The organism is uncultured Pontibacter sp. (assembly GCF_947499215.1).
Lineage (GTDB): Bacteria > Bacteroidota > Bacteroidia > Cytophagales > Hymenobacteraceae > Pontibacter.
In genome coordinates this window covers 1,801,419-1,821,611 of sequence record NZ_CANMNI010000001.1, presented here as the reverse complement: position 1 = coordinate 1,821,611, position 20,193 = coordinate 1,801,419, and the positions used below count along the sequence as shown (strand labels likewise).

The following is a 20,193-nucleotide window of genomic DNA, read 5'->3' as shown; positions in this document are numbered from 1 at the left end:
AATCCTTTAAATGAAGGACCAACAGCACCGCTCTACTCTAATAGTCTAACGCCTCTAGGCGCATCAGGAGATTTACTGAAGGAGTTAACCTCATGAAGTGGAGGCCTTTCGGATAACGGACAAAAGTACATAGAGAACTATGATAAGCGGTATGGCTGCGAACTTAACAAGAGCCAGCAGGATCACTGAAATCCCCAAGAAAATAAAGCGGGTTGCGTTATCTTTCCAAGTCAGATTCTTGAATTTGAGCGCGAACAAAGGCAGTTCAGCCACCAACAGGTAGGAGAAAATGACCGTTACCGCCAGCAGGAAGTAAGGGTTCAGAATAATGTTATCGTAGAGGTTGCCGGAGGTGGCCAGTATAAGCGGCAGCGAACCTATGAACATGGAGCAGGCTGGCGTCGGTACCCCAATAAAGGACTCCGCCTGTCTTGTGTCGATGTTAAACTTGGCCAGACGAAGCGCTGAGAAGATTGTGATCAGAAAGCCAAAAAAAGGCAATATGTTAGCCGGTATACCTAGCACAGAAGCCTCTGCCTGCCACAAGAGCGCAAACATGATGGCACCCGGAACAGCCCCAAACGAAACCATGTCCGCCAGTGAGTCGAGTTGCTTGCCTATCTCGGAGTAAGCCTTCAGCACGCGTGCCAGCATACCGTCCAGAAAGTCGAAGATAGCTGCGATACCAATCAAATAGGCTGCATACTCTAGCCGGAAATTGAAAGCGAAGTAGAGTGCCAGACAGCCGCAGAACAGGTTGATGCAGGTAACGGCATTAGGTATGTGTTTTTTCATCCGGAGGGCTTAGCGCAGGAATGGGTTATACTTCTTTTCGTATGCGATGGTGGTTTCAGGTCCGTGGCCCGGGTATACCACCGTGTCGTCCGGCAACGTGAATAGTTTGGTTCTGATGCTATTGATGAGTGTGTCGAAGTCACCGCCGGGAAGGTCGGTTCGGCCGATGCTGCCTTTGAAAAGCACGTCGCCACCGATGCATACCTTGTCAAACTCGCTGTAGAACACCACATGGCCGGGAGCGTGACCGGGGGCAAAAAGAATCTGCAGTTCGGTGTTTCCAAACTTGACGGTGTCGCCTTCCTTTAGATACTTAGTCGAGGCCTCTACGCCATTATACATTTGAAAGCCATAGTTCGGGGCGTATACCGGCACTGAGCGCAGGGTCTGCAGATCATCTTCGTGAATTTCCAATTCCACACCATAGGTGTCGGCTACGAACTTGTTACCCAGTACATGATCGATGTGGCAATGGGTGTTGAGCAGGCGCACCACTTTCAAGTCGTTTTCCTCGATGTAGCGCTTCAGTTCTTGCTGTTCGGCTTGCTCATAGCAGCCCGGGTCTACCACTATGCACTCCTTGGTGTCGTCGTGCAGCAGGTAGGTGTTTTCCTGAAAAGGATTAAATGTAAGACAGGTAACGTTCATGTTGTTCTCGTTCACAGGGCGCGGGCCCACAAATTCGGCTTCTAAGTTACGAACTTCAGGCGTAAGTCGTAAATTGCCTGTATGAATTATGACTTTATAGTAGTGGGGCATGGAATTGCCGGCGCCACTCTAGCCTATACCTTACGAAAGCAGGGCCAGCAGGTGCTGGTGATCGACGAGCCCAAAGCCAACTCCGCTTCCCGGGTGGCCGCAGGTCTGGTAAACCCGGTGGCCGGCAAGCGCTTCGCCAAGTCATGGCTGGTAGACACCCTGCTGCCCTTCGCCGATGTCTTCTATGACGAACTGGAGGCCCACTTCCAAAAGCAGTTATTCTTCCATAAGCCTATCTATAAAGTATTTTCCACCATTGAGGAGCAGAACAACTGGATGGCTAAAAGTGCCGGGGACACGTGGAGCGAATACATTGGGGCTACTTATACCCAAAGCACCGGTGCGGAAGCTGTGCATGACCAGTACGGCGGCATTACGATCAAGCAGGGCGGCTATCTGTTAGTAGCCGATACGCTGGATCTATTGCTGCAGAACTTGCAGAAAGATGATGCGCTTTTGCCAGAGCGATTTGATGTAAACCAACTGCAACTTACAAAACAGGGGGTGTCCTACAAAAACATTCAGGCCAAGCATATGGTTTTCTGTGAAGGATGGCAGGCCGTGCACAATCCTTATTTTAAGTGGCTGCCGCTGCAGCCTACAAAAGGCGAGGTGCTGGAGGTGAAAACGGAGGATTTTAACCCGGAGTGTATCTATAATAAAGCCGTTTACGTTGTTCCGGTAGGTGAGGGCCGCTTTAAGATTGGGGCTACCTACAACTGGCGGGAGGCAGACGAACTGCCAACAGCAGAGGGAAAGGCGGAACTGAGCGAGCGGTTCGAGCAAATTACCGCTATACCATACCAACTCAGAAACCACTGGGCCGGCATACGGCCTGCCGTGCGCGACCGTCGCCCACTCATAGGGCGGCATCCGGAGCATGCGCAGCTGAGTGTGTTCAACGGCATGGGCTCTAAAGGGGTGTTGATGGCGCCATACCTAGCCGATATGTTTGCGAAGGCACTGGTAAAAGCAGATGCGGAAATACTACCCGACGTACAGATTTCGAGATATTTTTCGTTATATTACGACTACATAAAACACCATAACCAAGAACTCTAAGCGCATGCGTTTTACTATAAGGTTATTGTTGCTGTTTCTGCTCTGTGTCACGGCAGGCCAAGAGGCTTTTGCCCAGCCCAATGTGCAGACATTCGGCCGCAGCAGGATACAGTATAAGAACTTCGATTGGAAGCTCTACAGCACCCAGAACTTCAACATATACTTCTACGCCGGCGGTGACCAAGCGGCCCGCAACGCCGCCGAGTACGCGGAGCGTGAGCTCAAGCGCATCACCAGTTTCATCGGTTACTATCCTTACTCCAAAATCACGCTCATCGTCTATAACTCGATGACGGACCTGAAGCAGAGTAACATTGGACAGCAGCGCGATCAGTTCCAGACAGGCGGCGAAACGCTCTTCCTCAAAAACAAGCTGGAACTGGCCTACGACGGTACCCAAACCGACTTCAAGCGTGACCTGAGCTACCAATTGACCGAGCTACTGCTCAATGACATGATGTATGGCGGCAGTTTGAAGGAGGCGCTGCAGAGCAGCTACCTGCTGCGCCTGCCAGACTGGTTTATCAGCGGTGTGGCGGCCTATACCGCCGAGGGCTGGAGCCTGCGCATGGACAACTACATGCGCGACATGCTGCTGGTGAACAATAAAGCCCGTATGGAGGATTTGTTGGCCCGCAATCAGGAACTTGCCGGACAGGCCATCTGGAATTACATAGCTGAGCGCTATGGCTATACCTCCATTCAAAACATTCTCAATCTTACCCGTATTACCCGTGACACGGAAATAGGCATCACGAGCAGTCTCAACATCCCATACAAGCGTTTCCTGCAGGACTGCCATAATTACTACCTCCAAATCAACACCCGCACAGACAACCCGCTGGTGGGGCTCCCTGTTAATAATAAACTGTTCGAGAAGAATAAAAAAGACATCCGCTATACAGAACCAGTGCTTAACCCGGCGGGCACTTTGCTGGCCTATGCCGAAAACGAGAATGGCAGTTACCAGATTATAGTGAAGGATGTGCGTAGCAACCGCAGCCGTGTGGTATGGAAAGGCGGCTATAGAACAGTGGACCAGCGCATTGATTACAGACTGCCGGTGCTAGCGTGGCGCACTAATACCCAGTTGGGCTTTGTAGAGGCGCGACGCGGAGAGATGGTGTTGCGACAGATAAATTCGACCCGTCGACGCTCACGCGTCCCGGTTTTTGACGACGTCAGGACACCGGCAGTCGCACTTAAACAGTTTTCGCAGGTACGTGATATGAGCTACTCCGACGACGGCAGCACGATTGTGATGAGTGCCGTGCGCGATGGGCAGACAGACCTATACCTGCTCTCGAGCGGTGGGCGTGTGCAGCAGCAGCTCACCAACGATATTTACGACGATATACAGCCCGTATTCCTTGCTGGGAACAACACGATCGCCTTTAGCTCCAACCGCTTTGTTGACACAACCGGAGAGACTGCCTCGGGCACCTTTTCGAGTGTGGTGAACAACTACGATATTTTTCTGATGCCTCGTGACGGTACGGGAGCCAACGCTCGTCAGGTTACTTTCTCCATTTCCAGCGAAATAATGCCCCGCGCTACCGAAGACGGTAACTTTGTATACCTAAGTGAGGAGTCGGGCGTGCGGAGCCTCTATCGCTATGAGGTGGCGACAGGCAGAAAAAGACCGATCAGCAACTTTGTGCAGGACATTGAGAGCTATGACTATAAGAGCGGCACAAACTTGCTTGCTCTAACAGCCTTCGACAATGCCCGCAGTTTCGTATACCTGTTCCCGGAGTACAGTTCAACGGCACCAGACTCGCTGCCAAAATCCTCTCGCCAGATCATACTGGAGACTCGGGCGCGCAGCTCTGCCAGCGTGGCGGCTACAACCCGTAAGCTCCTAGAGAGCAGCACACGCAAGAAACCACAGCGACAGGGGGAAGTTGACATTGAAAACTACCAGTTTGAAAGTGACCTGAAGGAGCAACAGCAGCAGGAGGCTCAGGCCAAGGCACAGGCAGCCGCACCGCGCGCCCGCACCACCGAGGGAGGTATCCCCATCGCCGGCCCGATCGATTATGACCTGCGCTTTAGTGTGCACGAGGTTATCACATCCGTGTATGCAGATCCTCAGTTAGGATTTGGCCTTGTGGGCGGGGTTAATATGAGCGACCTCTTCGAAAACCACCACATCAGAGGCAGTGCTTTTCTGCGAACCGATCTCAAAACGAGCCGCATGTTCGCCGAGTACATGAACCTGAAAAACCGCTTTGACATTGGTATGCAGTACCGGCGTGATGTGATAGTAGGACAGATTCCCGAATTGCCGGGGCATGTCGCACGATTTGGTAAGCATGAGTTTTCACCTACCTTAGTGTATCCGCTCACCTACAGCACTAGCATTCGCGTGCAGCCTAAGTTTGTCAACACCCGCTTTACGTATGTCAACAGCTTTATCACACCCGATAGTGTCGCTAATTTCGGTGGCGGCAATGTAGAGCTTGTGTTCGATAACTCCGTTGTGCGTGGCGTGAACATGTTGGAGGGCACGCGCATGAAGGCGGGCTTACTCACGCTCAAAAGCTTCGGGGACGGTGCCGGTAACTTCAACAAGTTTTACTTGGATGTGCGCCATTACCAGAAGGTGCACCGGCAGATTATCTTGGCAGCCCGCATCGGGTATGGCGCTTTCTTTGGAAACGCCCCTAAAAATTTCCTGATAGGCGGCATGGACAACTGGCTTTTTGCATCGGAGGATGAACCGGGAGACCCCAATGCCATTACCGTGCGCGCACCAGCCGATTTGTTCTACTTGGACTACGTGACACCACTGCGAGGCTTTAATTTTAATGCGCGACGCGGATCTAAGTACCTGCTAGCCAATGTCGAGCTACGTGTTCCAATCGTGCAGTATCTTTATGATGCGCCTATCCCATCAGGCTTCTTCCGCAACCTGCAGTTCACGGCTTTCGCTGACGCCGGCTCTGCCTATAACGGTACCAACCCTTTTACAGGAAATAACTCTATCAACACGCGTGTGATAGGCGGCCGCATCGACCAAACGAATGTCAGTCCTTTCGAGATCACTGTAATCAATTACCGCAATCCTTTCCTGCTAGGCTATGGCGTGGGTGCACGTACCACTTTATTTGGAGTGTACGGGAAACTGGACATGGCTTGGAGTGAAGAGGATGATGCACGCAAAGGGCCTAAGTTTTACGTCACACTGGGCTACGACTTCTAAACTTTTGGATGAACCGGAAAACCAAACGATTCGGTCTTGGCGCTATACTGGTACTGGGGCTTGCAGCCGCATGGCTGCACATGGCTGACAAGAACTATGTGTACAAAGCACTGTATCACAACTTTGCTGACATAGACGATCACCTCATTTTCCATCAGCGAAAAATAGAGGCGCCCGAAAGTGCGCAGCCTTGGCCCTTGGCTTCCGAATATAATAACCTACGGCTACCCACCGATCTGCAGCGCCTGCACCAAGATTTAGAGTCAATTGCGTTTGTTGTCATACATCAGGACTCGCTGCTGTATGAGCAGTACTGGGATGGTTATTCCGAAGAGTCGCTGAGCAATTCGTTTTCGATGGCCAAAAGCATCGTGAGCGTGTTGCTGGGTGTAGCCCTGCAGGAAGGGGCCATTCAAAGTATAGACCAGCCGGTGGGAGATTTTCTGCCGGAGTTTAAAGAAGGGCGTAAAGCCAACATCACACTCAGGCACCTACTCTGGATGAGTTCCGGGCTGAACTGGGACGAATCGTACAGCAACCCGCTTTCCATGACAACCGAGGCCTACTACGGCTCTAACTTAAAAAAAATTATCAAGCGGTTGGAGGCGGTGGAGGAGCCGGGGCAGAAGTTCGAGTACAAAAGCGGCGATACGCAGGTGCTGGGTTTCGTGTTGGAAGCTGCTACCGGAAAAAACTTGGCTGACTATGCAGAAGAGAAACTGTGGCGGCCTTTGGGTGCTGAGCGCAAAGCCGAGTGGAGTATAGACCGTCCCCGAGGCAGTGAAAAGGCATACTGCTGTTTCTTCTCCAACGCCCGCGACTTCGCCCGCATCGGGCAGCTATACCTGCAGCAGGGAGTATGGCAGGGTGACACACTTGTGTCGCCGGAATATGTGCAGGCCTCGATTACACCTAACGGCCTTACCGACGCTCTGACAAACGAAACCTCTGACCACTATGGTTACCAGTGGTGGCTGCTTCCTGATTACAAAAAACAGTATGTCTTCTATGCCCGCGGTATACTGGGGCAATATATCATTGTTATACCTGAGAAGGAGCTCGTGATTGTGCGGCTGGGCAAGAAGCGGGGAGAGCGCATCAACAATCATCCAAGCGAAGTCATGGCGATGATTGATGCGGTAAATAAGATAGTGCCGTAAGGTATAGGCAGAGCCTGATATCACGCAACTCCTAGGCGTAATTCATATTAGCCAAAAAGCGGAATCGCCCGGCATGAGCATGTCGGGCGATTTGTGTTAAAAGCAGCTTTTGAGTCTACAACTTCGTAATAGTGAGGAAATTTGCCTAATTTGCCAAACCATCATACATTATAGTGCCTATGTTGCAGTCCATGACAGGCTATGGCAGTGCCCGCCTCGATACTGACCAGTATTCTATTAACGTCGAAATACGATCACTCAACTCCAAAGGGATGGATCTGACCGTACGCCTTCCCCGCTTCTTATCCGACCGGGAGTATGAAGTACGGACTATGCTGACGAAGGCCCTCGTGCGCGGCAAGGTGAGCATCTGCATCGACTATTCTAAAAATAAAGCCCAAAAGGCCAAAAGCAATATCAACAAGGAGTTGCTCAAAGCCTATTATGAGGAACTGAACGCCGCAGCTGATTTGGTGGGAGGCTCTAAGACCGATCTGTTCCGTTTGGCACTACACATGCCTGACGTGCTGCAGCAGGAGCAGGGTGAAGAAGAATCAGGGGAGGCAGACTGGGAAGTGGTGCAGCCGCTCGTACAGGAAGCGCTAGATAGCATCAATTCTTTCCGGGCCGACGAGGGAAAGGCCCTTACAGCTGAGATCATGGCTTACATCGATCGCATCCGCATACTGTTGGCCGAAGTAGAGAAACAAGACCCCGTGCGTATGGAACATATCCGTAATCGTATTAGAGGCCACATTGCGGAGATATCAGGTGCTGATCACTACGATGAGAACCGCTTCGAGCAGGAGATGATCTATTATATGGAGAAACTTGACATAGCTGAGGAAAAGGTGCGTTTAGTTAACCACCTGCACTATTTCACCGAAACGGTATACCTGCCAGAGCCGACAGGCAAGAAGCTCGGCTTTATCTCTCAGGAGATTGGCCGCGAAATCAACACGATCGGTTCTAAAGCCAATGATGCGACTATACAGCACCATGTAGTGGAAATGAAAGAAGAATTGGAGAAAATAAAAGAGCAGATTAACAATATTCTATAGTTATCCCAACTTATTGATTCTAAAACTTAAAGGCAGCTCTCTGGAGCTGCCTTTTTTTATGGACCTATTCGCTCTCCCTAATTAGGTTGTCTTGCTCTGGAATCGGGTAGGGGAGTAAAATTTTTTTAATTTTTTTTCGCCTTGTTGTGGTCGTGTTTATGCAACCTTATGGCGATAGTATGCAAATTTTCTTATATTAGTTATAGTTTATATTTCTTATTTACGCAACTTTATCTAGGTGTGTTGTTTGTGGTTAAAACACTGATTTATAGTTATATATAGCCTATTGCGCGGTATATGTTATTCATCTATATTTCGTCATGTTTAACTATAAATAATAAAATTAATGAAAACAACACGTTTACTCACCCTCATAGCTATGGTAGCTATGTTCGGCTTTTCCTCATGCCAGAAAGATGCAGAAGGAGAAGTAACTGCCAATGAGATTTCACCCCTTACTATGGCAAAGATCTCAGAAATGGGCTTTAACACTGACAATGTGCAGCGCACCGAAGGCGGTTACATTGTGGAAGGTGACATCTTCTTCTCTGACAGCGACTTGAATGTGTCAGCGGAAACTACGGCGCTTCGTGTTGGTGAAGAGGAGCAGTACCGCACTAACAACTTGGTAAGCGTAGGCTCCGGTCGCACCATCAACGTGGCGATCACTACCAGCCTACCTTCTTCTTATGTATCCGCATTGGACGAGGCGATCCGCCGCTTCAATGCCGAGAACCTGCTTTTGAAGTTCCGTCGTGTGTCTTCGGGGTATAACATCCTCGTGTCAAAGGCGCCAAGCGGATCAAGCTACTTGGCTTCCGCTGGTTTCCCATCTGGTGGTAACCCTTACAATAGTGTTAAGGTGAACTCCGATTACCTTGGCTCTAACCCGGGTACCAACTACTTGGCCACTATCTTGGCCCATGAGATTGGCCACACCATCGGTTTCCGCCACACAGACTACATGAACAGAGCGTACAGCTGCGGTGGTTCTTACTACAACGAGGGTGCCTCTACTGTAGGTGCCGTGCACATCCCGGGCACGCCAACAGGTGCCGATCCTAACTCTTGGATGCTGGCTTGTATCGGTACGGGTGTGAACCGCTACTTTAACTCAAACGACAAAACTGCTTTAAGATACCTGTACTAACATCAGGAGTCGCAAAGCCTTCAAAAAAGCACAGCTTCCCAAAGGAAGCTGTGCTTTTTTTATTTCTGGCAGACAGGAAAGCCTAGGCTTGATAAGAGTATAAACACCTATTCGTAGCGGAGCAAGGTAAACAGATGAATTACAACTTGTTGATAGGGCGTACATCGGCAACATGATGAATAAGCCTACAAAAGCAGTACTTTTCCTGAGAGGAGATAACCCGTTTCAGTCTTTGCCCGGATGATGTAAAGGCCTTTAGTCAGGCCTTTGGTTTGGACTTCTTTTAGCACGCCGGTCACAGATGTTTCCAATTTCAGTCTGCCTACCTGATCGTAAAGTTGAATATGGGCGGCATCTCCATTGATAGCTACAAAAAAAGGTTGCCCAGCTGCCACAGGGCTTGGGTATACCTGCATAAAATCCTGAGAAGCATAGATTACGTCCTCTTGCTGGCTATAAAACGTTTTGCCCGTGGTTGTCTCAACTTTCACACGATAGATGTTCCTGCCCGGCTGTGGCCGGCTGTCCGAGAATGTGAGCTGCCGCTGAGTGACGGGAAAGAGGGTATTCACCGTTTTAAATCCGCCGCTTTCCAGCCGTTCCAAACTGAGGGAGGCGAGTTGGTAGAGCGTACTGATTTCAAGGTCTAGCCTTACTGTGTCCATCACGAACTGCCGTGGCAAAAAGCTGGTAACATAACAACCTAAACCTCCTTCCTGAAGCTGTATGGAACGGCCGTATTGCGCCTGCCTGCCCTGCAGGACCGGAGCAAGGGCTATATACCCACCTTGTAACATGCTTTTATCGAGGAGGGCCAAGGTGTCCATGGTTGTAAGCAACGGCTCGAGGTGTGTTTCGCCTAAGCGGTATAGCTGGAACTGTTGCACGTTGGGTAGGCTTGGCCAATGCAGCATCACCTGATTGTCGCAATTAAAGCCTACCTGCGGACTTATTGGGCAACTCAGCATAAATTCTTCTGATACGATTTCCGTGGTCCCGCTGCTTAGTCGCAGTTGCGCCACGGCTACCGTGTCGGGTATTGCCCAGGTATAGCGCTGCTCACGCAGTGTCAGGTTTTCTGAAATTGTCTGCCATCCCTCACTTCCAGCCAAACGGTACTCCAGACGACCTGTTCCATTCGGGAGAATACCTTGCCAGCTGAGCAGAGCAGGCTGGCCGCTTAGCAGTGTAGCGCCAGCGGTCGGGTATAGCCACTGCATGCCTCGCTCCAACTCATACACCAGACTAAAAGCCTGCGGACCTTGCTGCACCCTGTGGCCGCTTACGGTCAAGGTATAGCTGCCAGCAGATGGCTGTGCAACGGTTATCTGTTCAATGTTATTGAGGCGGTCTGTGCCACGGCGGGCGGGCAGCCTCAGCGAATCGGCGTGCGGATAGGTGCTAAGCACCCAAGGCAGCCAACTTTGGGCGGAAGCATTACGCTGCAGCTTCAGGTCAAGGTCGTTGAGGAGGGCTTTTTCTGCATTGGGTTCCGCTTCCAGGTCGTGCCATACAAGGGTAGCTTTGAGTAAATGTGTGCCGGTAGGAACACTCAGTTGAATGGTTTGCGTTTCGCCTTGCAATAGGGAGCTCAACACAAAACGCTGGTTTTCTATCGTGCTGATGGCACCGAGTGCATCCGTGCTTCCGTAGCCGGACTCAAAATCGGGGCCGGGGCGGCCAACATCCTCAGCACTGTTGATCATGGCCGCCTTCACCAAAGAAGCGGGGGGTAGCTTGTCATAACTTTCTTTGTAAGCCTGTTGTACCAGCAGTGCTATACCTGACACCACAGCAGCGGCTTCAGAGGTGCCTCCGGTGCCATGTGCCACCAGTTCGGGCTTGATGCGGCCATCATAGGCAGGGCCTCTGGAGCTGCGTATACCTACTTCGCCGCTAGGCTCCAGCGCACCTACACTAATCGAGTTTTTAGAGGTCTTGAATTGCCCGGTCAGGTTGGCTATACCTAACAGGTTGGCATAGGCACCAGTGGTTTCGGCCTTGTCACCGCTATTACCGGAAGAGAACACGTGGAGCATCTCAGGATGCTGGTGACTTTGCCGGTCGTAGGCCTGCGCTTCCAGTCCGTAGTAGTTTTCCACCCCCACACCATAGGAATGGTTCTGTACACTTATACCTTGGCTTAGGAGATTTTGACTGTTGTCTGGGTACAGCTCTTCAAAACTGGAGTGGGCGATAAGCGTGTGCTGCGTTACGCCTTTGCCGTTTGGGCCGGAGTTGCCGGCACCGGCTATCAGGGTAGCCATGGTGGTCGCATGCTGGCTGCGGTTATCACCAATCGATTCAGGAGAGAGCACACGGCCCAACAAGTCGATATCAGTTGCGTTGAACGCATTTTCCTTGACAGACACCCCCATGCCTTGCCCTGCGAGCCCGAGGAAGGCCGCCTGTGCCGCGTAAATATTGTTGGCTACAAAGTCTGCGTCTTTCAGTTCCAGTTCCTCTATGGCCCTGCGGTTGGGTTTATCAATGTAAAGCACTGCAGGGGAGGAGAGCAGCAATTGAAGTTGTGTGGCGTTTATACCTGACAGAAGCAGGGTGTTTCTATCGTGGGGCGTGACCTTTACTTTCACTTGCAGCTTTTGCTGTTTTAGCCAAGTATAGAACGCCTGTTTGTCCCGCACCTGTACCCGGTAAGCGGCCTCGAGGGCCACTCGCGTGACATGCTGTAGGTGCGGGGCCAACTTTCGGGCCTGTAGTTGCTGTGCTTCGGATTTTCCCGGCTGTTGCGCTTGCAGACGGCAAGGTAGGGCGAGGGCTATGAGCCAGAGCAGGGATACCCAGTGCGCATGTTTAAGTTTGTAGAGAGGCGGCATAGAACGCAGCTTTAAGGGTAAAAGCTTACACAGAAAATAGCATTAAAGCTAAGCAATTGCCGCCATTATGGCAATAGGTTGGGAATGAGGATTTACTGAAGATCCGGAAGGTATAACGGGAATATCTAAAAGCAGAACAGGGGGCGGGTACAGCTATACCCTATTGCTTATAAATCCACTTAAAAATCAGGACGCCTAGCATACAACCAATGGTATTGCTGAGTACGTCGATGATGTCGCCTTGGCGGCCGGGAATGAAAAAGTGCTGCATCAACTCAATGCCAATGCCGAACAGGGTGCTGACAAAAAGCGAGGTGCGGATGGCGTAATGTTGCAGCTGAGGGAAAGTGTACTGTTTTTTAAGCCCCACCACCATCAGATAGGTGAGCACCGCAAACATAAAGGCATGCGCAAACGAATCGAACGAGAAGAGCTCCCAGATCGAGAGTGCCGGCATAGAAGCGGAGGGCAGTAGTGTCAAGACCATGATCACTACTGCCCACAATATGGTAAAGAAGTTATACCTTATTATCAAACCTGCTTCTACACGTTCAGATTACTGACCGATTAGTTCGCGGTAAGCCTCAGCAGAAAGCAAGCCTTCTACTTCGCTCTGGTCGTCGATAGACATTTTGATGATCCAGCCGTCGCCGTAAGGATCAGAGTTTACCAGCTCCGGGCTGCCGTCCAGCTTTTCGTTGAACTCCTGCACTGTGCCGCTCAATGGGCTGAACAGGTCAGACACTGTCTTCACAGCCTCTACCGTTCCGAACACGTCGTTCTGGCCAACCTGCTTGTCCACTGTGTCGATGTCAACATACACAATGTCACCTAGCTCGCTCTGCGCGAAGTCAGTAATTCCTACAAAGGCTACATCGCCTTCCACGCGCACCCACTCGTGGTCTTTCGTATACTTTAGGTTCTCAGGTAAATTCATTTCTTGCTTGTTTTTAATGGAGTCCAAAAATACGGCCTTTTTCGCAATGCCAAAATATTATTGCAAACTAACTCGTAACTGTACTCCACCTTCCGACACACTGTTACGGAATGAGGTAGAAATTTTCGGATCAGACACGGTGCGCAGCAGGTAGAACTGGATGTTCACGCGCTGGCTCAGCACGTAGTCCACGGTCGGGCGCAGCTGCATTTGCATAGTGCCGTTCGTAATCTGGTTCTGGCTGATCTCATTGCCTTGCTCATCCTGCGCGATGGCCCGCTGCACAGTCTGATTGTCACGCAGCGACATGTCCATGCGCATGGTCAGCTCATTCTCCAGCGTGCGTCTCTCCCCGGCTATCCGGAAAGGTATGCGGAAGTTGGTGGTGCTGTACCCGAAACCGAAGGTATAGTCCTTCACATTCGTCTCGGTCACCTGCGCGTTGGTCAGGTTCAGCGACAGGTTTCGCTCCAACTTATAGCCCAGTCGTCCGGTCAGATTGGTGTTGGTCCGGAAGTTTATACCCAGTAGCTCTAATCGCTCTGATACCGTCAACTGGTTTACGATGTAGTATGGGATCAGCTGCCCAAACTCATTGGTTTGTGTTGGGAAGTCTCCCGGATAGTTTTCGTAGGCCAGCGAGGTTGTGAAGCTCGTCACATTGTAAGTTGCGTTGTAGGAGTGGGTCAGGTTTACTTGGCTGAACCAGCGCTTAAAGAACGCGAGCTGCGACAGACCGTTGTAGTCCACGCGCCAGTTAGGTATAGGCAGGCGCTTAAACGGATTGCCGCCCTTGGCTTGGAAACCGCTGGCATCCCGACCTTGATAGGCGTACAGGAAGGACTTCAACAGTACGTCCTGCGAGTTCAGGGTATAGCCCGAGTCGCTGGCGGCGGCATTGGCGTTGGTCAGTCGGTCGCGTATCTCATAGCGGTTACGGATAAAGTCGTTGAAGGCGGCTGAAGTACCGCGAGACGTCGACTCGAACATGGTGCCCAGCGCGAAGAACGAGGTGCTGAACGAACCGGTGTTGATCGGGTTTTGCCGCTCGTTTATAGTACCGATGTTGCCGAAGTCATCGAACTGTTTGCGGTAGAACACTTCCTCGATCTCCGACATATTGCGGCGCGCATCCAACTGCAAATTGAAGTTTCGGAACGGCTCCAAGTTGGCCCGCGCCGTGAATGTCTCTGTTTCGATGCCGCTGAAAGGCGTATTCAGATACTGGCTACTGTCGGTATACCAGCCGTTAGTAAAGGCACGGTTATACAGGTTGTCCAAATCATACTGGCGGCCCATGATAAACGGCAGACCCGGCGCATCGAAGCCGTCATCGAAGCCAAACATCTTGGTGCGCGGCAGGTAACCCGGCATCATGGTGCCCCGGTTTTGCAGGTATGTGAAGTTAACCGAACGCGTCATCATCAGGAAGCGGGCAATCCCTTTGGCCACTTTCATCTCCGAACGCTTCTGTACAACAGTGTCTCCCGGGGCTGGTACGGGTGGTCTACCCTGTGGTGCAGCCGGGCTGTTCACGTCTTTCAGGAACTTCACCTTATTGTAGAGCTTCACCATGTCCACGCGGCCGTTCACGCTGAACTCGGTGCTGTTCTCGGCGGTGTTACCTAGCCTGAAGGTAGCGTCTTGGTTCAAAGCGGTGGAGCCGGCCGTCCAGATGTAGGTGACTGCATAGCGGGTTTCGGCACCCAGCCAGTCGGTGATCGGAAACTTGTCGAACGGCACTTTGTAGTTGGCGGCAATCAGCTGATTGAAGTTAGTGTTTCGGCCGAATCGACGCAGGTTGTTCCAGATTACCTCGTTTTTGTAGCGCAAGGAGTCGATATCGCGGTTGATACGGTAGTCAGGCTCGTCCACCACGGCGCGGTTGGTGGCGGTGTAATCCAGCGAAAGACTCTTGCTGATGTCCCACTTGAGGTCGTAGATGCGGTTAAAGAAGAAATACTTTTGGAACACAGGCTCTATACCTCTGGAGGTGATAAGCCCCGAACCCGGATCACGGCGCTGCAGGAAGGTCTCGTTATACCTGCGGTCCAAGTCGGCGCGGAAAGCAAAGCGGCTTGGGAGCGGTGTCACGTTCAGGTCTTTGATCAGACGCATGTACGGCGACTTGAGTCGCTCGCTTTTGGCGAAGAACTCGTAGTTGCGCGGCGTGGTGTTATAGGTATAGGCCACAGCCCCGGTATAGGAGCGGGTAAAGTCGCGGTCGGTTTCGATGTTAGTGAACAGGCGCTCAGCATAGGAATAGGAGAAGGATAGGTTCTCCACATCGTAAGGGCGCACCTTGGCCTCCGGGTTCGTCCGTTCTTTGCGTACATTGAGCAAGCTCACACTCTTCCGGGTTTCCCGGGTACTCACTTCATTTCGGTACTCCCGCTGCGCATCGTTGGTCTCATACCTTGTGATCGACTGTTCCAACGGTACGTCTTTGTCAAGCGGATCAAATTGCGGGGCACTGTTCATGGTGCCATACTGCACCGACACCGGCACTTTTATACCTAGCTTCTCGGGCAGGAATTTGTCAGCCACGATGTTGGCGCTCACGTCGAACACAGCGGTGTTCTCACGGGCTCGCTGCGCGATCTTCTGTTGTAGCGCTCCGAAACCAATGGTGGCATAGCTACCCGTAGCCGTGATGTTGGCAAAGTCAGCGAGTTTGGTGTTCAGGCGGGCGTTGCCGGCCCAACCGGAGCTGTTCCGGAAGTCGGTTACGCGCAATTCATTCACCCACACGCAGACAGATTGCGGTCTGGCGTCTTCGCCCGGCACCGAAGGGTTGCGCAGACCGATCATCACACTCTGCACCTCACTGAAATCGGGGTTTCCGACCACGCGTATCATTTTGCCGCCCTCCACCATCATCTCGAAAGGACGGCGGTTGTCATAGCCCACGATTTTGTTACGCGCCACCTTGGCATTCACAAAGTCTTCGAGCGCCACGTCCACTTGGTTTTCGGCCAGCCATATACCATCTTGGCTGGTCGTGCCCAGTGGCGTGAGTTTGAGGGGCACCACGTACTCGTAGTAGTTCTGGGTATAGTCGGTGCCAATGCGGATGAAGGCCTGCACATCGTCATCACGGGTATTCGGGTCGCGGGACTGCGCGTGCAGGAAGAGCTTCAGACGCTTGTAAATGAGCATGTCAATGGACAGGTTCTTATAGACGGCCTTCGAGAAGGAATCTTTCAGATCGTCCACGCACAGCTGCAGCGCTTGCTCGTTCTGGCGGCGGTTGTTGGTGGCGGCGTAGTCACGAAGACGCTCAATGCCCGGCGGCATCACATAAGGTATAATCGTTTCGTCATCACCAGTCTCGCCGTTCTCCTCCACGTTCACCGTAGATACGGTAAAGGCGCGGGCGTCGTCGGTACAGTTCAGGCAAGGGTTGCCGTCGGTGAGCGGCTGCAGGAAGGTGCGCCACTGGTTGGCCACAAACTGGAACTGTACGAAACGGAGCACGACCGGATCGGCGAACTCGGTCATGTACATACGCATGAAACGGATAGACTTGAAACCGTTGATGTTGCCCACATTACCCGTCGGCTGGCGAACCGGCACCCGGAACTGGTACCACGTCACGTTCTCGCCGGTTCTGTTGTCCACAATCTTGTCCACGATGTAGTTCTGGCCCACGCCCATGTCCGGCTCCAGCTTGATCTTGTACTCGTAGTATTGCTCCAGATCGCTGATCACGTTGTCGCGGTTCAGGTCTTCTTTGTCCGGGAAGGCATAGTTAGAGAAGCGGCTTTGCTCAGGAGAGTTATTCTCCATGCCGTTGAAACGCTTGTAGCGGGCCAGTATACCTGCACTTTGTTGATCGTATGACTCATCTAGGTGGTGCAGGAAGTTGTCAGCCGATGGGTCGGACAGTACAGTCTGCGGCGCACCGCCGGGTATGCGGCTCAGAAAATCGCGCTGGAAAAATTCCCGCTCGGCTGCATCCCCCAACCCATCCAAGCCAATGTCTTGGAAAGCACGGGCTCCCGGTACCGCCGAGAAGGCATCGGTCAGAAATTGCTGGGTTGTTACGCGCCCCCACTCAGTTGTCTGTAGGTTCTGGTTGTCGGTGGCCGATGTGGGCAAGCCATTCTCAAAAGAGTAACGGTTGTCCTTCAGGAGGTCCTCTGACACGTTACCTAGGTTAATCACCAGTTCACCGCCCTCATTGCTCACGATCTGGTTGCCGAACTCGTCCTTGCGACCGTTGGGACCGGGCAGGAATGGGTCCATCAGCCAGAACTCCACATACTCTACGTTAGCATTGTCAAAGTCTGTGTCAAACGTGATTTCTCGGCTAATACCGCCCCAGTTCTTACGCGGGTCGCCCTGCAATTTGCCTTCTGTATCGAGGTTCGTATTGTAGTTGTACTGCCCACGATCACGCGGGTAGTAAGCCATGTCGAAGGTATACTCAAAAGCGTTGGCGATCTCGCGATCACGTCCCGGAAACACCTCATACCTTGGGACAGGCCGCACATAGTGGTTCTCTAGTTCCTCGCTGGTGATATTGCTCGGTCGAAGCCCCTCGCTGTCGCGGTAGAAGATTTGATCAATGGTGTACCATGCCACCCGAGCGCGGTTGTAGCCGTAGCTCAGGTCATCACCTTGAGCCAGTGGGGCAGGAGTGGCCGCTAAGCGCCACGTCGTGTTGTTAAAGCCACCCAGACTGAATGGTGTCTCAGCTCCCTCAAAGTCATCGAGGTAAGAGGTGCCATCCTCATTCACCGGCGATTTGGAATTGGCTGGCACTAGGTGCGCAAACTCGCCATTGAAGGTAACGCTGGAAGGTACTTTAGTCTGGATGAACGGAATCATGTCCGTCATTTTGGTCAGGAAGCGCGACTCACGGTTAAAGTTCACGTCCAGACCGTAGATGGTGTTGTTGGTAGGTTCGTCGCCGATGCTCACGCGGTTGATGTACGGTCGCTCGTTCAGGTGCAGCACTGTACCTCCGAGGACAAGGTCGTTGTTCACTTGGTAGTCGAAGCGGGCGCCTAACAGGGAGCGGGGCTGTATGTTGAGAAGCTCGGCCTTTTCATAAGTCACGCGCAGGTCGCTTGCCGAGGCGATGTAGCTTGGGTTTAGTATTTTGATGCGGCCCAAGTCATAGAACACTTGGTAGTCCGTGCCCTCTTCCAAACGGGTGCCACCCGAATATACCGCTACAGAGCCTTCCGCAATCCGGAAGCCCGGTAGCATAATCTCGTCCGTCGAACTGGCTTGAAAACGCCCTTTCAGGTAGAACTTGGCCTTCAGTGTGTTTTGCTGTGCGTCGGTTTGGGTCTGTTCGTAGAGCTCTTGGAACACATAGCGCTCGATCAAATCCTGTCGGCCCTCAAATTTGTCGGCTAGGTAGGAGCCGAATGGTTCCACCACCGGGAAGATGATGCGCCCCGTCTCCGGGTCGATGGTGAGGCCCTCTAAGAAGTCAAAGTTGCCGTCGCGCGGTTTGTCGTTGTTGGTGTTTACGTTGTCGAGGTTGAATACCTCGATCAGCGGAATGTTCTGGATCGGACTAGGCTCTTTTAAGCTCGTGATGTCGACGCCTGTTTCATCGTCTTTGTAAACGATCTGCATCTGGAAATTCTGACGATTCACCTGCGTCGCATCCAAGCTATACACGTTTTTCATCATCAGGTCCCACGTCGGGTATTCAAGTGCCGGGTTGGTTGCCTTTAGCAACTTCATGTGGATTACCTGATCGTCGCGCAGGTTCTGGTAGTCCTCCATTAGCTCACCTACCTTGTAAGTCTGGCCATTGTAGGTATACTCAAAAGCCACACCCAGCACTTGGTCCGGCAACAGGGCCGTGGTGAGGGATATATAGCCCAGTTGCGGGTTGAACTTATACTCGCGCGGGTCCAGTCGGCGGGCACGCACATGCTCAAAGTCAATAGCCTTCTGCAGACCCAGACTTCTGAGATAGGAGTCTACTTGGTCGTTGTTACGGGCTTGAGGGTTACTGGAAATCAGGCTGTAGAGTGCGTTTGCATTATTAGCGGCAGGAGCCAGCGGGTTGCGCTCAAACTGGTCTCTATACGGGTCGGCCTCACCCAAGTCCATGTAGGCCACCATGTTGCGCAGGTTCTCGGTGTCGCGGTTATTGTTGGTCACGTATAGCTCCAGTCGACGGATTACGATGCCAGAGTTTACCAACGGCAGGTTCTGGAGCGTACGGTCATAGCGGCCCCGGAAGAACTGTGACAGGAAGAAGTGACGGTCGCGGTCGTAGTTGTCTACCCGGATCTCAAAAGGCTTGTTCTGCGCACCATTCTGAATCACTACCTCATCGTTGCGGCCGCGCACGTTGGCGGCAATAGTCGTAACACCCAGTCGGCCGAACTGCAGCTGGGTTTTCACGCCAAACAGGTTCTGGGCACCAGTGATAAGGGAGTTGTTGAGCGGCAGGCTCACATTACCGGCCTCTATCTTACGGATGATTTCCTCCTCAAAGCCGGTATAGTCCAGCTTCATGTTGTTCTCGAACTCGAAGTTGGCGTTGTTGTCCCAGTTAAAGTTCAGGCGCATTTTCTCTCCGATCTTGCCCACTAGGTTGAGGGAGATGTTCTGGTCAAAGTCGAAGTCGCCGGTACGCTGCTGACGAAGCGGTATAGAGGGGTTTTCGTTTCGGTTGAAGCGTGCTCCGAATTTCAAGTTGACATTGCCGTTTGGCTGGATGTCTACGAAGTTGCCGCCGAATACGCGGTCGAACATCGGACTGATGTAGATTTTAGGCACCAAGCGGCGGCCGCTCACCACACTCTCGCCATCTAACCCGGCAGACTTGCTTCGCCAGTAATCGCGTATGGCTTCTTGGCGTTGGTAGCGGGAGTACTCTTCCCACGACATAGTCGAAGGCAAGCGGTAGTCGATGCCACCGATGCGCTCATTGATATTGTACTGTTGCAGGCTGTCGTCGAGCTGTATTTCCAGCTCGACATTCGATGGCTGGCCTAACAGGAGCGGGGATGAACTGGAACGGGTGCCAAAAGGGCTTCCGAGCCTATCGCTTGGCGTGAAAGTGGGACGTCGGCTAGGAATATAAGGCTGCAGTTTGGCAGTGTCCTGCGGAATGGTATCCTGCGCCAGAAGCCCCGGAAGGATGATCTGGTAAAATCTGCCGCCCGAGCGCAATGCTGCAGCTTGCGACCACCATGCCAGCATAGTGATAGCAGCAACCGTTGCAAACAGCAGGCTGTTTTTTTTACT

The 20,193-nt window shown here is 52.2% G+C and carries 11 protein-coding genes; 5 read left to right on the top strand and 6 right to left on the bottom strand.

Annotated elements, in window-relative coordinates:
* Positions 1-90 precede the first annotated feature (90 nt).
* Positions 91-795: a CDP-alcohol phosphatidyltransferase family protein gene (locus tag Q1A04_RS07915; RefSeq protein WP_299703600.1), complete on the bottom strand. Its 705-nt coding sequence runs from the start codon at positions 793-795 to the stop codon at positions 91-93.
* Between the two features lie 9 nt (positions 796-804).
* Positions 805-1,443 (bottom strand): MBL fold metallo-hydrolase, encoded by a 639-nt coding sequence (locus tag Q1A04_RS07910; RefSeq protein WP_299703597.1) that lies wholly within the window; start codon positions 1,441-1,443, stop codon positions 805-807.
* Between the two features lie 81 nt (positions 1,444-1,524).
* On the opposite strand from Q1A04_RS07910, the gene Q1A04_RS07905 reads away from it, so the two are divergent.
* From Q1A04_RS07905 to Q1A04_RS07885, 5 genes are all read left to right on the top strand, one after another.
* Positions 1,525-2,616 (top strand): FAD-binding oxidoreductase, encoded by a 1,092-nt coding sequence (locus Q1A04_RS07905; RefSeq protein ID WP_299703594.1) that lies wholly within the window; start codon positions 1,525-1,527, stop codon positions 2,614-2,616.
* A 4-nt stretch (positions 2,617-2,620) separates the two neighbouring features.
* The gene (locus tag Q1A04_RS07900; RefSeq protein ID WP_299703591.1) at positions 2,621-5,821 is read left to right on the top strand and encodes a hypothetical protein; all 3,201 of its coding nucleotides are present in this window, start codon (positions 2,621-2,623) and stop codon (positions 5,819-5,821) included.
* A gap of 8 nt (positions 5,822-5,829) precedes the next feature.
* On the top strand, positions 5,830-6,981 hold the full coding sequence (locus Q1A04_RS07895; protein WP_299703588.1) for a serine hydrolase: 1,152 nt from the start codon (positions 5,830-5,832) through the stop codon (positions 6,979-6,981).
* A 179-nt stretch (positions 6,982-7,160) separates the two neighbouring features.
* Positions 7,161-8,042, top strand: coding sequence for a YicC/YloC family endoribonuclease (locus tag Q1A04_RS07890; RefSeq protein WP_299703585.1), 882 nt, complete (start codon positions 7,161-7,163; stop codon positions 8,040-8,042).
* Between the two features lie 460 nt (positions 8,043-8,502).
* Complete coding sequence (locus tag Q1A04_RS07885; protein ID WP_299703582.1) at positions 8,503-9,192, top strand: M57 family metalloprotease; 690 nt, start codon at positions 8,503-8,505, stop codon at positions 9,190-9,192.
* 185 nt (positions 9,193-9,377) lie between these two features.
* Here Q1A04_RS07885 and Q1A04_RS07880 read toward each other — a convergent pair whose 3' ends face one another.
* The 4 genes from Q1A04_RS07880 to sprA all read right to left on the bottom strand — a co-directional run bounded on the left by Q1A04_RS07880 (position 9,378) and on the right by sprA (position 20,148).
* Complete coding sequence (locus Q1A04_RS07880) at positions 9,378-12,029, bottom strand: S8 family serine peptidase (RefSeq protein WP_299703579.1); 2,652 nt, start codon at positions 12,027-12,029, stop codon at positions 9,378-9,380.
* A 160-nt stretch (positions 12,030-12,189) separates the two neighbouring features.
* Positions 12,190-12,516: a VanZ family protein gene (locus Q1A04_RS07875; protein ID WP_366943817.1), complete on the bottom strand. Its 327-nt coding sequence runs from the start codon at positions 12,514-12,516 to the stop codon at positions 12,190-12,192.
* Positions 12,517-12,585: 69 nt separating this feature from the next.
* Positions 12,586-12,966, bottom strand: coding sequence for a glycine cleavage system protein GcvH (gcvH, locus tag Q1A04_RS07870; RefSeq protein ID WP_299703576.1), 381 nt, complete (start codon positions 12,964-12,966; stop codon positions 12,586-12,588).
* A 57-nt stretch (positions 12,967-13,023) separates the two neighbouring features.
* A complete protein-coding gene (gene sprA, locus Q1A04_RS07865) occupies positions 13,024-20,148 on the bottom strand; it encodes a cell surface protein SprA (protein ID WP_299703573.1) in 7,125 nt (2,374 codons plus the stop codon).
* Between the last annotated feature and the right edge of the window lie 45 nt (positions 20,149-20,193).